Source organism: Bradyrhizobium sp. LHD-71 (assembly GCF_031157255.1).
GTDB lineage: Bacteria > Pseudomonadota > Alphaproteobacteria > Rhizobiales > Xanthobacteraceae > P52-10.
The window spans coordinates 1-14,108 of record NZ_JAVIFX010000041.1; the positions used below are offsets into that span (position 1 = coordinate 1).

The following is a 14,108-nucleotide window of genomic DNA, read 5'->3' on the forward strand; positions in this document are numbered from 1 at the left end:
CGTTTATGGATCAGAAATTCGCACGTTGGACTCGCGGCAACGATGGTGCGAATTTCTGATCCACGACACTAGGGCGCATTCCGTTCAAATCGACGGAATACGCTCTGGTTTTTTGTGGTCGCATTTTCTTGCGGAAAGCCGGTATCCACCTTTCCGGAAAATGCTCTAAGCTGGAGTGAACGATGCCGGGGCTATATTTCGAGGAATTCCACGTCGGGCAGGAATTTCACCATGCGTTCAGCCGCACGGTGACCGAGATGGACAACACCATGTTCAGCCTGCTGACCATGAACCCGCAGCCGCTGCACATCGACGCTCATTTCTCCGAGAACACCGAGTTCGGCCAGCGGCTGTTCAACTCGATGTACACGCTCGGCATCATGATCGGCATGACGGTCTATGACACGACGCTCGGCACCACGATCGGCAATCTGGGCATGACCGAGGTGCGGTTTCCCAAGCCGGTGTTCCACGGCGACACGCTGAAGGCGCACACCAAGGTGGTCGGCAAGCGCGAGAGCAAGTCACGCCCGAACCAGGGCATCGTCGAGTTCGAGCACACGGCCACCAACCAGCGCGGCGAAGTGGTGGCGATCTGTCGCCGCTCGGGGCTCATGCACTGCAAGCCAAAGGCCTAAGATCGATGCGGTCCTTCCTGTTCGTTCCCGGCGACAGCACCCGGAAATTCGAAAGCGCGCGCAAGACCGCGGCCGACTGCCTGATCCTCGATCTGGAGGACTCCGTCGCCCCGGACCAGAAGGCGGGCGCGCGCGCCATCGTGCGCGAGATGCTGAACGCGCGCGAGGATCGGCAGAAGATCTACATCCGCGTGAATGCGCTCGATACCGGCCTCACGCTGGCCGACCTCGCCGCGGTGGTGCCGGGCAAGCCGGACGGCATCATCCTGCCGAAATGCGAAGGTGGCGCGGATATCGACAAGCTGTCGCTTTATCTCGACGCATTCGAGGCGGCCCACGGCATCGAGAACGGGCACATCAGGATCATTCCGGTGGCGACCGAGACCGCCATGGCGGTGCTGAAGCTCGACACGTTTGCCGGTGCGAGCCGGCGGCTGTGGGGACTGACGTGGGGCGGCGAGGATCTGTCGGCCGCGCTCGGCGCGACCCGCAATCGCACCGACGGCAAGTTCCACAGCCCCTACCTGCTCGCGCGCGATCTTTGCCTGATCGGCGCGGTGGCGGCCGGTGTGGTGCCGATCGACACCATCTACGCGGATATCGACAATCTAGAGGGCTTGAAAGAGGAAGCGATCGCCGCGCGGCGGGACGGCTTTCTCGGCAAGATGGTGATCCATCCCAAGCACATCGATGTCGTCAATGCGGCGTTCACGCCGTCCGATGAGGAGATTGCGCACGCAAAGAAGATCGTCGAGGCGTTTGAACAGAACCCGACCGCGGGCGTGGTGCGGATCGACGGCAAGATGGTCGACAAGCCGCACCTGCGGGCGGCGCAAAAGGTTCTGGGGCTCGGATAATGTCGGGCCACGCACCCGTTGCGCGAGCGCTTGGCGGCGATTTCGATTACGTCGTCGTTGGCGCCGGCACGGCCGGCTGCATCCTTGCCAACCGCCTGTCCGCCGATCCCAAAAAACGCGTGCTGTTGCTTGAAGCCGGCGGCAAGGACAACTGGATCTGGTTTCATATTCCGGTCGGTTACCTGTTCGCGATCGGCAATCCGCGTTCGGACTGGATGTTCAAGACCGAGGCCGAGCCCGGTCTGAACGGCCGTGCGCTGGCCTATCCGCGCGGCAAAGTGATCGGCGGCTGCTCGGCGATCAACGCCATGATCTCGATGCGTGGCCAGGCGGCCGATTACGATCACTGGCGGCAACTGGGCCTGACGGGCTGGGGCTGGGACGACGTGCTCCCCGCATTCCGCCGGCTTGAAGATCATTTCCTCGGCGAGACCGAGCACCATGGCGCCGGCGGCGGCTGGCGCATCGAGGAGCCGCGGCTGTCATGGGAAATCCTCGATGCTGTCGGCGATGCCGCGCGCGAGATGGGCATTCCGCAGCTCGCCGATTTCAACACCGGCGACAACGAGGGCTTTGGCTACTTTCACGTCAACCAGAAGCGTGGCCGCCGCTGGTCGGCGGCGCGCGGCTTCCTCAAGCCCGCGCTCGACCGCCCCAACCTGAAGCTTTTGACGAACGTCCTCGTCGACAGGTTGTCGATCGAGCAAGGGCGCGCGACCGGCGTTCACTTCATGCTCGACAACGAGCCGCTCGAGGCGCGCGCCAGGAGCGAAGTCATTCTCGCGGCCGGTTCGATCGGCTCCACGCAGATCCTGCATCGCTCCGGCATCGGTCCGCACGAGTGGCTGAGCGCGCTCGGCATCAACGTCGTCCTCGATCGCCAGGGGCTCGGGCGCAACCTGCAGGACCATTTGCAGCAGCGCGCGATTTTCAAGGTGCACGGCGTGCGCACACTGAACGAGACCTACCATTCGCTGTTCGGCCGCGGATTGATGGGCCTCGACTACCTGCTCCGCCGGCGCGGGCCGCTGACGATGGCGCCGTCGCAACTCGGCATCTTCACCCGCTCCGATTCCAGACAGGAGCGCGCCAACATCCAGTTCCACATCCAGCCTCTGTCGCTCGACAAGTTCGGCGATCCGCTGCACAGGTTTCCGGCGATCACGGCCTCGGCCTGTAACCTGCGACCGACGTCCCGCGGCACGATCCGGCTGCGCAGCACTGCGCCCGGTGACACGCCGGTCATCGCGCCGAATTACCTGGCGACGCCGGAGGACAGGCAGGTCGCCGCCGACGCAATCCGCGTCACGCGCAAGCTGATGAAGCAGGCGGCGCTCGCGAAATATCGTCCCGAGGAGTTCCTTCCCGGCCCTGCCGTCGGCGACGACGATGCCGCGCTGGCGAAAGCCGCAGGCGACATCGGCACCACCATCTTTCATCCGGTCGGCACCGCGAAGATGGGGACCGCCACCGACCCGCTGGCCGTTGTCGATGAGCGGTTGCGCCTTTACGGCATTCAGTCCTTGCGCGTCGTCGATGCTTCGGTGATGCCGACGATCACGTCGGGGAACACCAACACACCGACAGCGATGATCGCCGAGAAAGGCGCGGCAATGATCCTGGAGGACGCGAAGTCGTTTGGTTAGAGCGCCGACCTCGGCGAGATGGCCAATCCAAGGAAGACCAATAGCGCTTGATTCAAGCGCAGGACGTCTTCGTCGTCGAGCCTGCCGATCGTCTCGCCGATCTTCGATTTCGGAACAGTTGTGATCTTGTCCACCATGAGACGGCAACGGAATCGAAGTCCGTTTCGCGCGTTGGGCTCAACTTTGATCCGAAACAAAGGCGCATCGGTCTCGTTGGTTGTGAAAGCGCAAATCGTGATCGAATTCGTGCGATCAAACCGATCGTCTTGGACGATCACCACGGGACGCGGTTTGCTGGCGTAAGCCCCACCACCCGCAACAGTACAAACGTCGCCGCGTCTCACGCGTCGCCCTGCTCGGAAATCGAATCGATAAACGCTTGATCTTCCGCGTCCTGTGAACTCTCAGCTACAGCTTGCGACTGCTTTCGAGCGGCAGCGCGAAATGCGGGCGCGCGAACATCCGGCACCCAAATCTGAATAGGTCGCAAACCCTTGCGCCGCAGACGTTCGCGGTGCGCGCGAACCTTCGCGCGCGAAGTCGACGTCTTCGATTTTGAAATACCGGGCATAAGACAAACCCTCCGGTTACATGTAACCTAGCATGCCTTCCCAGCGAAGTCCACAGCCCAACGAAAACAGCCGGCGGACGGTGCCGCCGGCTGCTTCATCACGCCGCCCTCTCGATCCGGCGTGATACTTCTCAGGGAGGTCTTAGACTTCCAGAACCGCCACGATCTTCAGCGTGCGCGGCTCAACGATGACGATCTCATCGTTGTAGACGAAGTAGCGATAGCCGCGCCATGCCGGACGAACCTTGACGATTGCCGGCGGCACCTCGACCACGCGGACGTCGCGCGGAACCACCGTGCCGACGTTGACCTGGAAGTTCACGTTGTTGGCGCGCGGCGCGCGTTCGGTCAGCACCTGCTGACGGATCGTGGTGCGCTGCTCGGTGCTCAGATTCACTGCACCGGAGCCCGCCGCGCCGACCGTCGCGCTGTCCTTTGCGCCTTGCCGGCCTTCCCGGCTCATCTGCGACTTGCCGTCCATGCCCGGGGCGCGTTCCTGCGCCTGGTTGGACCTCGGGGCGTCCCGGCCCATCTGGTTGCCCTGCGCCTGGGACTTCTGGCCATCCTTACCCATCTGCTGGCCTTGCGCCCTATTCGCCTTCTGGCCGTCCTGTTCCCGCTGAGCCTGTGGCGGGCTCATGCGATCACCAGACGTCGAAGGATTCTGAGTCGAGGGCGCGCTTGAGCCGCTGGTCGGCCCATCCTGACGCTGCATCGTGTTACCCGCCGGCGCGCCGCCGGAGGAGCCCGGCGACGAGCCCGGCGAAGTGCCTGTCCCCTGAGCAAGCGCGACACTCGAAATGCCGAGCAACGCTGCGGCCGAAACCGCGGAAAGCAACCTTGTCGTCTTCATCGTCGTATCCCTTTGATGATTGCGACGCCCCTAGGTACTCAACTGGCCGGCTAACGTCACATCGATGTCGGCGTTCCTCTGGAGTTGCGTTCCCACAGCAATATCCCGCGAGCGACTGATTTTCGTTGCAGAGATGAACTCGTGTTCACGCGTGAACGGCGCAGACACACGCAGGCATAGCGTCCTCGCCGAAACGCCGGCCGCATGCTCTTCAACGCAGCGCTTTCCAAAGGTTGGAACAGGCAGACGTTCGCAGCTGCGAACGTTTCCACGAGGAACATGGGCCCCATGAATTTCCGCCGCGCGAACGCCCTTGACGTCCTCATTGCATGTGGAACAACAGAAACGAGCATCCGCAGCTACCGTCCTAACAAACAGGGAGAATACCCATGCATCTGAAGGGCAAATCGGCGATCGTCACCGGCGCAGGACGCGGCATCGGCCGCGACATCGCGCTTCTGCTCGCGAAGGAAGGCGCAAGCGTCATTGTCAACGATCCTGGCGTGGGCCGCGGCGGCGAAGCGACGACCGAGCGCCCGGCGGACGACGTGGTCGCCGAAATCAAGGCTGCGGGCGGCAAGGCGCAGGCCAACTACGACTCAGTCTCCGACTATCAGAAGGCTGGCGCCATGGTCCGCCAATGCGTGGAGGATTACGGCAAGATCGACATCCTGGTGAACGTGGCCGGCATGCTGCGCGAGAAGATGATCTGGAACATGTCCGAGGACGATTTCGATGCAGTCGTCAACGTGCATCTCAAGGGCCATTGGAACATGTCGCATCACGCGATCAAGTACATGCGCCAGGCCGGCTACGGCCGCATCATCAACTTCTCGTCCGACGCCTTCAAAGGCTCGGTCGGCCAGTGCAACTACTCCGCCGCCAAGGCCGGCATCATCGGCCTCACCCGCTCGATCGCCAAGGAATGCGCCAAGTTCGGTATCACCGCCAACGCGATCTGCCCGGCCGCCGATACGCGCATGATGATGAATGATGCGGTGATCGCCAACCAGAAGCGCAAGCTGGAAGCAGGCCTCATCACCCAGGAGCAGTACGATCGCTTCTTCGCCGGCCGCGGCCCTGAGCACATCGCACCGCTCATCGCCTATCTGGCGCTGGATCAGGCCGACATCATCAACGGTCACCTCTTCCACGTCGAGAAGGGTCGCATCAACACCTACATGTTCGGCGACGACTACAAATCGCTGTTCAACGACGGTTCGCTGTTCACCATCGACGAACTGATCGAGCGCATTCCGACCACGATCATGGTCGGCCTCACGCCCGTGGTCCCGGCCGTGAAAATGCAGGATGCGGTCAAGTCCGGCGAGATGAAGAAGGCAAGCTGAGCGTCATTGCGAGGCATAGCCGTTCGAAGAACGGCGTCGCTTCGCTCGCCTATGGCGGACGAAGCAATCCAGCGCAGCATTTGCGGCAAACTCAGACTGGATTGCTTCGCTTCGCTCGCAATGACGAGGGGGACATATCGATGCCAACAACCAACCGCACTGCCTTCATCACCGGCGCAGGCAAGAACATCGGCCGCGCGTGCGCGCTCGATCTCGCCGACCGCGGCTATAACGTCGTCATCAATGGGCGCGCCGACAAGGCCGCGTGCGAACAGGTGGCCAAGGAAGCGCAGGCGAAGGGCGTGAAGGCCTCCGTCATCATGGCCGACGTGGGTCTCGTTCCCGAAGCGCGGCGTGCGGCGAAAGAGGCGCTCGAGGCCTTCGGAACCATCGACGTGCTGGTCGCCAACGCCGCCATCCGGCCCGACAAGCCGTTCCTGGAGAATACGGAAGAGGACTGGCGGCGGGTGATGGGCACCAATCTGGAAAGCGCCATTTTCCTCTCACAGGCGTTCCTGCCCGGCATGATCGCGAAAGGCTGGGGGCGCATCGTCGTCATGACCGGACGCAACGCCATGCGCGGCTATCCGGGACACGTCACGACCTCGGTCGCCAAGCACGGGCTCTGGGGCCTGACGAAGACGCTGGCGCGCGAGTTCGGCCCGCAGGGCATCACGATCAACGCGATATCGCCCGGCGTCATCGACACGACCGACGATCCGGCGTGGGTCGCAAGGATGCAGAAGGTCGCCCAGACGGAGATCCCGGTGCGGCGGATCGGCACGCCGGCGGAAATCGCAGCGATGTGCGGCCTGCTCTGCTCGGATCAAGGCGGCTTCGTCAACGGTCAGATGATCGGTATCAACGGCGGCATCGATACATGAGCGCAGCGCGCTCGCCTGCGCGCCTCACCGGCAAAATGACGGTATAGTCGCCCGGTTCAGGTGGATCGAATCGGGGCGAGACATGCGTGCCTACATTGACGTTGCGATCGTCACACTGCTCGCAGGAGTGGTTTACTTCTGGATGGCGGCGCAAGTCGCGCGCGCCCGGCGCAAGGTCGGAATATCTGCGCCGGCAATGACGGGCGATCCGCTTCTCGAGCGAACCATTCGCGCGCATTACAACACGCTGGAATGGATGCCGATCTTCCTTCCGTCACTGTGGCTTTTTGCCATTTACTGGAACAGCACGATCGCGGCCGTCCTGGGCTTGGCCTGGATCATCGGACGGATCATCTACTTTCTCGGTTACGCAGCCGACGTCTCCAAGCGGGCGCCCGGCTTTTTCATTCAGGCGTGCGCCGCCGGAATTCTCCTGTTCGGCGCGCTCGGTCGCCTCGTCTATCTCGCCGTGACATCATGAACATGGCATCGGCGAGCTGATCGAAGCAACCTGACGCTGCACGCACCTCACTCCGGGAACGGGTTCTTCTCGCCTTCCGGCAGCGCCACCTGCGCTGTATTCAGCACCATCGAGACCAGCGTGTAATAGCCACAGATGCCGAGGATCTCGACCACGCCGTTCTCGCCGAACGTCTCGACGGTCTTCTTGTAGGTCGCATCGCTGACGCGCTTGGTGTCATGCAGCTCGGTGCAGATGTCGTACAGCACCGTTTCATCCGGCTTCATGCCGGTGGGCCGCTTGCCGAGGCGGATGGCCTCGATCACGTCCTCGGCGAGCCCGCCCTTCTGCGCCAGTGGTGCGTGGGCATACCACTCGTATTGCGCGCGCCAGTTGTAGGCCGTGATCAGGATCGCCATCTCCGACAGGCGTGGCGGCAGCGACGTACCGAACCGCATCAGCTCGCCGAGAACCGCCGCGCGCTCGCACAGCTCAGGGCTGCGCAGCAGCGCCGGAAACGGCCCGCGCACGCCGGCGCGCTTGCCAGCCGTCACCGCCTGGATGGCGCGGCGCTGCGCATCTGTGAGCTTGTCTTCGGCGGGCATCGGCAGGCGGGTCATCGCGATCTCCAACGCTTGGATCAACGTTTCAGGTTCACGCCCTGCATACGCAATCGCGCGGTGTTGCGGAAGGGCCTGTCACGCATGCAGGTTCCGCCCCCCAAAGGCCGAGATTTTTGCATCTGGCAAATGGGACCGCGCTGCGGACCGAAGCGTCCCGAACCGCGCCGCGAACGCGGCCGATCAAAGTGAGCGGCTTATCCGGACGCTACGCAGGTCGCGGTCCCAACGCCTCAACGAGCACCTGAGGTGGCAGCTTCTGCGACAAGGCTGTCAAAAGATTGGCCTCGAGATGTCGCAGCTTTTCGTCGAGTGTCGACAAGCCGGCAGCGCCGAACGCATCAACGTAACGCCCTGCCTCACCTTTGGCCAAGAACTCCACCAGCACGTTGCCGTCGATCCAGAGCTTTACGATCTTGAACAAGCCGGTCTCAATGTCCTCTGCCTGCCACCCCTCGCGTTTGGCGACGGCGTGTATCATCTCGCCTGGCACGGCGGCGCTCACCAGCACATGCGACGTGACCGGCTCTGATTTCGCAGGACGCTGACGCAGTCCGAGCGGCGCGTCGGGATCGAACACCGTCGTCGCCGGCAGGATCTCGAGAAAGGATCCCCGCTCGTCGCCGGACACGACCAACCAGGCGCCGTAAGGAAAAGGCGGCGCCGGGGCTCGTACGGGCTTTGCTTCCATCAGTTCGGCAAGGGCATGGGCGACACGATGGGGATCGCGCACGCCAAACGACATGTGGTGGATCACGGCGACCGATCTCTTTTGCTGGTCTCACGACGGCATCTGCATGGCCCCGGCCACACGGCGCAGACCACCCAGAGTAGTCTGCGTTGCGCGCCATAGGTTCATTGCTGCGACGTAACCAGATGAAGATCCGTGCGCCCGTCAGTCGAACGCGAGATTGTCGTTGCGAAGATCCATGAAATAGAAGGTGTAGGGACGCCAGGCGACGTTGCGCTTCAGTGCGTAAAATTCGGCGGGCTGATAGAGCACCGTGCCTGGCGCTTCGTCCTCCCATGCGTCCAGCATGGCCTTGAACAAGGCCTTGCGCTTCGCAGGATCGGTCTCCGCCTCCAGCGCCCGGCCGGCGGCATTGAACGCCTCGACACTGCGGAAGGCGCCGGATTTCTGGAATTCGGAACCCGGCCCCCATGAAATCCAGAGTGCGCCGATTGGATCGGGAAGCCGCGTGGAGTTGGAGTTGTTGCCGATCTGCGCCCCCTCGGCGCGCATCTGCGAAAAATTCTCGACAACCTGGAGACGCGCGTTGATGCCGACCGCCTTCCACATCTCGACAAGCACCTGGGCCGCGCGCAAGGCGTTTGTGTAGTAGTTCGGCATCGTCCGATAGACGATCTCCTCGCCGCGATATCCTGCGGCGCGCAGCAGGCGACCGGCTTCATCGGGATCGTAGCGAAGGCTCCGCCCCTCGAGGAACATCTGGCCGTATTCGGGATAGTTGTGCCCGTTCGGCACGACTGCCGAACCGTCCCAAAGCGTATCGACGAGCAGCTTGCGGTCGATCGCAAGCGCAAGCGCCTGGCGCACACGCTTGTCGCCCATCTGCGGCCCTCGCTCGTCGAATGTCAGGACATGCACGTTCGCGAGAACGACATTGCGGACGTCGATGCCGGGACTTTTCTTCAGGACGCTGACCTGATCCGGCGGAATATTCGTGATCATATCCACATCGCCCGCCTGCAATGCGGCGACCCGCGACGCCAGCTCCGGCACCTGCCGGAATTCGACGCTCTCAGCGTTTGGGCGCCCCATCCAGTACTGATCGAAGGCGTCGAGGACGATCTTCTGATCCCGCTGATGCGAGCGGTATTTGTAAGGGCCGGTGCCGACCGGTTCACGGGAGAAGCCGTCGAAGCCGCGCTCTTCATAGGCGCGCTTGCTGATGATCCAGCTGCACCAGGATGCCAGGCGCTGCTCCAGCAGCACGTCGGGAACCTTCGTGCGAAAGCGGACCGTCAGCGGCGCCGGCGAATCCACCGAGGCGAGCGTCGCGAAGTATGATCGCGCGTCCGGCATCAGCGGCTTCTCCCCGAACATGCGCGGCGACATGAACGTGTAGATGACGTCTTCGGCCGTCAGCCGGTCGCCATTGTGGAAGAGGACGTCGTCGCGCAGCTTCAGAACCAGTTCATCCGGCCCGTTGCGCGTCCAGGACACTGCCAGGTGCGGTTTGAGCCCCGCGCCGCCGCCGTCAGGCGCGCCCAGGAAGTCACGGCGGATCAGCGTGTCGAACATCGAATAGGTGACGCGCGTTCCGACATTGGAGAGCTCGCGGGCCGGCTCCAGAGTCGGAGGAATCTCCGCGACCGCGATGCGAAGCGCGGGCCTCGGCTTAATCGGTTCGGAGGACTGGGCGTTGGCTCTTGGTGCGAATGCAAGAGCCGATCCACCCGCCAGAACGCTACGGCGCGATATGGTCATTGCCAACTCCGGTTGTTCAGTTGGTTTACTTCAGGGTCGGATCGAGCCGGTCACGCAACCAATCGCCGATCACCGAAATGGCCAGCGTGGTGAGCACGATCGCCGCCGCCGGGCACAACATGATCCAGGGCGCACGCGTCAGGTATTCCCGGCCATAGCCGACCATGTTTCCAAGGCTCGTCATCGGCGGCTGCACACCCAGGCCGAGAAACGACAGGCCGGATTCCAGCAGGATCACCTCCGGAAACACCAGCGTCATCGAAACGATCAGCGTCGAGGCGATGTTCGGCAGGATATGCCTGAAGTAGATGCGGCTTGGACGCGCGCCGAGCTGGCGAATAGCGCCGGCGTAGCCCTGCGCGTTCGCGGAAATGGCAAGACCGCGCGAAATACGTGCGTAGCGCTCCCAGCCGAACAGGCCCATCAGCCCGACAAGCAGCGGAAGCGAGTTGCCGAAGAAGGCCAGCACCGCGAGTGCGAGAATGAGGAACGGCATGCTGGCCTGAAAGTCAGCCAGCATGAGAACGATCTGTTCCACCCATCCCCGGAAGTGCGCAGCGAGAAAGCCCAGAACGGTGCCCACGGTCGCGGAGATGATGGTCGCGCCGAACGCGATCAGCAGCGAGACGCGGATCGAGAAGACGAGGCGCGACAGCACATCGCGCCCGAGCTCGTCCGTGCCGAGCCAGTGGCCCACGGTCCCAGGTGGCGCAAGGCGGTTTCGCAGGTCAAGCTTGGTGAACCCATACGGAGCGATGATTTCGGAGAAGCACGCAAGCAGCAGCATCAAGGCGATCCAGCCGAGCGCGACGACAACGCTTACCGGCAAAGCCGGCCAGAACGCTTTGCGCGGCCGCGCCTCTCGATGGGCGACGACGACTTCGGTCATGCAGAGCCTGTGCGCGTTCGGAGCCGCGGGTCGAGAAAGCCGTAGAGAAAATCGACGATGAGGTTTGAGGTGACCATCGTCAGAGCCACGAGAAGCAGAATGCATTGAACCACGGCCAGATCACGGTTCGCGACGGCGACGACGAGAAGCCGCCCGACGCCCGGCCAGGAAAACACACTCTCCACGACGACGGCGCCCGCGATCAGCGAGCCAACCATGAAGCCGACAATAGTCACGGTCGGGATGGCGGCGTTCGGCAGCGCGTGGTTTGTCACCACCGCGCGCCACGGCACACCTTTGGCCGACGCGGTGCGAATATAGTGCTGGCCGAGGATCTCCAGCATTGCGCTCCGCGTGAACCGCGCGAGTACGGCCGCGCCGCCCACGCCAAGCGTGAAGATCGGCAGGATGGCATGGCGCCAGGAGTCCTGTCCGCCGGACGGCAGCCAGCCGAGCTGGACTGCGAAGACCAGCACCAGCAGCAGCGCCAGGACGAAGCTCGGAACCGTGAAGCCGGCCACCGCGGCAAGCATCACAGCCCTGTCGATCATCGAGCCGCGATGCAGCGCTGCATAGATTCCAGCCGGAATGCCAATGCCGATCTTGATGAGAAGCGCCGGCAACGTCAGCGCCAGAGTTGCGGGGATGCGTTCGACGACGAGTTCCACAGCGGGACGCCCGTCCCGCATGGAGCGGCCGAGCTCGCCCTGAGCGATCGCGCCGAAGTAGTCGAAATATTGCATCCAGATGGGATCATCGAGGCCCCAGGCTTTGCGGAAGGCCGCGATCACTTCCGGCGGCGCTTCAGGGCCCATGATCAACAGCGCCGGATCACCGGACAATCGAAGGACGACGAATGCGAAGGTGACGACGAGAGCGATCGTCAGCAAGGCCCGGCCGATCCTCAGCGCAAGAAAGCGAAGCATCACGCAGCGCTCCGCTGTCCATCCGCATAGAGGTGGCAGGCGACGCTGCGCGTCGCGCTCGGCTGCGACAGCGTCGGTTGCGTCACGCGACAGGCAGCAAGCGCATTTGCGCAACGCGGATGAAAGGCACAGCCCGACGGGCGGTCCGCTGGATTTGGCGGATCGCCCTGCAGAACAATGCGATCGGCGCTGCGCCGGCCGGGCGCGGGAGATGCCGAAACCAGAGCCCGCGTATAGGGATGAAGCGGGGCAGAGAAGAGATCGTCGGCCGATCCTGTTTCAACGATCTGGCCGAGATACATGACCGCAACGCGGTGGCTGACCTGGCGCACGACGCGCAGATCGTGGCTGATGAACAGCATCGTCAGCCCGAGCCGGTCCTGGAGATCGCACAGAAGGTTGACGACCTGCGCCTGGATCGAGACATCGAGTGCGCTGACCGGCTCGTCGCAGACGAGGAACTCCGGCCGTGTGGCGAGCGCGCGTGCAAGCACAGCACGCTGGCGCTGCCCGCCCGAAAGCTCGCCCGGATAACGGCGTCCGTGCTCGGCCGACAGATCTACCGACCGAAGCAGCTCAAGCGCCCGCTGGTCGCGTTCTGACCGTTCGCCAATGTCATGGATGTCCAGAGGCTCCCGAACCTGATCGAGAATGGTCAGACGCTTGTCGAGTGCGCCGAGCGGATCCTGATAGATCATCTGCACGCGGGCGCGCTGAGTGCGCCAGACCTGGGTACCCATTGACGGCATAGGCGCATCGGCAAACCGGACCTCGCCGTTGTCGGCCTGCTCGAGCCCGAGCACGAGGCGCCCAGTCGTCGATTTTCCGGAGCCGGATTCGCCGACGAGCCCGAGCGTTTCGCCTTTTGCAATCTCGAGCGACACGTCGTCGACCGCACGAACATGCGAGACGCGACCGAAGATGCCGCGCCGAGATGCGTAGACTTTCCTTAAAGCCCGCGCCTGCACCAGCGGCCCGGTCATTCCGCCGCCTGCCCGACATGCATCTGACGCTGCGCCGCGACCACATGACAGGCGACGTCGCGGCCCGGGCCGACCGGAACGAGCAGCGGCGGCACAGCTTTGCAGGCGGCGGTCTCAAGCGCGCAGCGCGGTGCGAACGCACAGCCGGCGGGCATGTTGCGCGGATCAGGCACCGTGCCGCCGATCGCCGTCAGACGCCGGCGCTCACCATCGAGCGGTGGCAGCGCGCCGATCAGTCCATTTGAATAAGGATGGCAGGGATCGTCGAACAGTTCGCCGGCGCGGGCCTTTTCCACCACCCTGCCCGCATACATGACGGCGACACGGTCGCAATTCTCCGAGACGACACCGAGATCGTGGCTGATGAGCACCATCGCCATGCCGGTCTCGCGTCGCACCCGGCCCAGCAGTTCCAGGATTTGCGCCTGGATAGTCACGTCAAGCGCAGTCGTCGGCTCGTCGGCGATCAGCAGGTCGGGATTACCCGAGAGCGCCATCGCGATCATGATGCGCTGGTTCTGCCCGCCCGAAAACTCATGCGGATATGCCGATAGCCGCCGCTCCGCATCGGGAATGCCGACGAGATCGAGCAGCCTTTTGCATTCAGCCTGCAGCGAGCGACCCGACAGGCCCCGATGCAGTGCCAGTGTTTCGGACAACTGGCGGCGGATGGTGAGAACGGGATTGAGAGCGCTGGCCGGATCCTGGAAGATCATTGCGACGCGACGACCGCGCACGTGATCAAGCGCGCCCTCCGGCGCGCCGAGAATATTCTGTCCGTCAAGAAGGACCCTGCCCGCCACTTTTGCCGACCGGGGCAGCAGGCCAAGCGCGGCAAGCCAGGTGACGGATTTGCCGGACCCCGACTCGCCGACGAGGCCCAAGGCCTCGCCCTTGCCGATCGAGAAATCGACACCGTGCAGAACCCGCGTCTCATCAAACGAGACCGTCAGGTTCTCGATCGCAAGCAACGGGCGCAT

16 protein-coding genes are annotated in these 14,108 nt (G+C 63.5%); 6 read left to right on the top strand and 10 right to left on the bottom strand.

The window, feature by feature from the left end; genetic code table 11:
• The first annotated feature begins 182 nt into the window (after positions 1–182).
• The 3 genes from RCO31_RS31385 to RCO31_RS31395 are packed head-to-tail and all read left to right on the top strand — an operon-like array spanning position 183 to position 3,141.
• Entirely contained in the window at positions 183–638 is a 456-nt protein-coding gene (locus tag RCO31_RS31385; RefSeq protein ID WP_308972280.1) for a MaoC family dehydratase, read from the top strand.
• Between the two features lie 5 nt (positions 639–643).
• Positions 644–1,495: a CoA ester lyase gene (locus RCO31_RS31390; RefSeq protein WP_308972281.1), complete on the top strand. Its 852-nt coding sequence runs from the start codon at positions 644–646 to the stop codon at positions 1,493–1,495.
• Positions 1,495–3,141 (top strand): GMC family oxidoreductase N-terminal domain-containing protein, encoded by a 1,647-nt coding sequence (locus RCO31_RS31395; RefSeq protein WP_308972282.1) that lies wholly within the window; start codon positions 1,495–1,497, stop codon positions 3,139–3,141. Before RCO31_RS31390 ends, RCO31_RS31395 begins: the two co-directional genes overlap by 1 nt.
• Here RCO31_RS31395 and RCO31_RS31400 read toward each other — a convergent pair.
• The 3 genes from RCO31_RS31400 to RCO31_RS31410 all read right to left on the bottom strand — a co-directional run bounded on the left by RCO31_RS31400 (position 3,138) and on the right by RCO31_RS31410 (position 4,565).
• Entirely contained in the window at positions 3,138–3,485 is a 348-nt protein-coding gene (locus RCO31_RS31400; RefSeq protein WP_308972283.1) for a type II toxin-antitoxin system PemK/MazF family toxin, read from the bottom strand. The genes RCO31_RS31395 and RCO31_RS31400 overlap by 4 nt on opposite strands.
• Positions 3,482–3,712, bottom strand: a complete 231-nt coding sequence (locus RCO31_RS31405; protein ID WP_308972284.1) for an antitoxin MazE family protein — start codon at positions 3,710–3,712, stop codon at positions 3,482–3,484. Before RCO31_RS31405 ends, RCO31_RS31400 begins: the two co-directional genes overlap by 4 nt.
• Positions 3,713–3,854: 142 nt before the next feature.
• Positions 3,855–4,565, bottom strand: coding sequence for a DUF1236 domain-containing protein (locus tag RCO31_RS31410; protein ID WP_308972285.1), 711 nt, complete (start codon positions 4,563–4,565; stop codon positions 3,855–3,857).
• A 389-nt stretch (positions 4,566–4,954) separates the two neighbouring features.
• Here RCO31_RS31410 and RCO31_RS31415 point away from each other — a divergent pair, with 389 nt between their 5' ends.
• The 3 genes from RCO31_RS31415 to RCO31_RS31425 all read left to right on the top strand — a co-directional run bounded on the left by RCO31_RS31415 (position 4,955) and on the right by RCO31_RS31425 (position 7,279).
• Positions 4,955–5,914, top strand: coding sequence for an SDR family NAD(P)-dependent oxidoreductase (locus tag RCO31_RS31415; RefSeq protein ID WP_308972286.1), 960 nt, complete (start codon positions 4,955–4,957; stop codon positions 5,912–5,914).
• Between the two features lie 140 nt (positions 5,915–6,054).
• Complete coding sequence (locus tag RCO31_RS31420; protein WP_308972287.1) at positions 6,055–6,798, top strand: SDR family oxidoreductase; 744 nt, start codon at positions 6,055–6,057, stop codon at positions 6,796–6,798.
• An 82-nt stretch (positions 6,799–6,880) separates the two neighbouring features.
• Entirely contained in the window at positions 6,881–7,279 is a 399-nt protein-coding gene (locus RCO31_RS31425; protein WP_308972288.1) for an MAPEG family protein, read from the top strand.
• Positions 7,280–7,326: 47 nt separating this feature from the next.
• On the opposite strand, the gene RCO31_RS31430 is transcribed toward RCO31_RS31425, so the two are convergent.
• From RCO31_RS31430 to RCO31_RS31460, 7 genes are all read right to left on the bottom strand, one after another.
• On the bottom strand, positions 7,327–7,878 hold the full coding sequence (locus RCO31_RS31430) for a carboxymuconolactone decarboxylase family protein (RefSeq protein WP_308972289.1): 552 nt from the start codon (positions 7,876–7,878) through the stop codon (positions 7,327–7,329).
• Positions 7,879–8,086: 208 nt separating this feature from the next.
• A complete protein-coding gene (locus tag RCO31_RS31435) occupies positions 8,087–8,635 on the bottom strand; it encodes a hypothetical protein (protein ID WP_308972290.1) in 549 nt (182 codons plus the stop codon).
• Between the two features lie 138 nt (positions 8,636–8,773).
• Entirely contained in the window at positions 8,774–10,330 is a 1,557-nt protein-coding gene (locus tag RCO31_RS31440) for an ABC transporter substrate-binding protein (protein WP_308972291.1), read from the bottom strand.
• A gap of 25 nt (positions 10,331–10,355) precedes the next feature.
• Entirely contained in the window at positions 10,356–11,219 is an 864-nt protein-coding gene (locus RCO31_RS31445) for an ABC transporter permease (protein ID WP_308972292.1), read from the bottom strand.
• Positions 11,216–12,145, bottom strand: coding sequence for an ABC transporter permease (locus RCO31_RS31450; RefSeq protein WP_308972293.1), 930 nt, complete (start codon positions 12,143–12,145; stop codon positions 11,216–11,218). The genes RCO31_RS31445 and RCO31_RS31450 overlap by 4 nt, the downstream gene beginning before the upstream one ends.
• Positions 12,145–13,128: an ABC transporter ATP-binding protein gene (locus RCO31_RS31455; RefSeq protein ID WP_308972294.1), complete on the bottom strand. Its 984-nt coding sequence runs from the start codon at positions 13,126–13,128 to the stop codon at positions 12,145–12,147. The genes RCO31_RS31450 and RCO31_RS31455 overlap by 1 nt, the downstream gene beginning before the upstream one ends.
• The gene (locus tag RCO31_RS31460; protein ID WP_308972295.1) at positions 13,125–14,108 is read right to left on the bottom strand and encodes an ABC transporter ATP-binding protein; all 984 of its coding nucleotides are present in this window, start codon (positions 14,106–14,108) and stop codon (positions 13,125–13,127) included. The genes RCO31_RS31455 and RCO31_RS31460 overlap by 4 nt, the downstream gene beginning before the upstream one ends.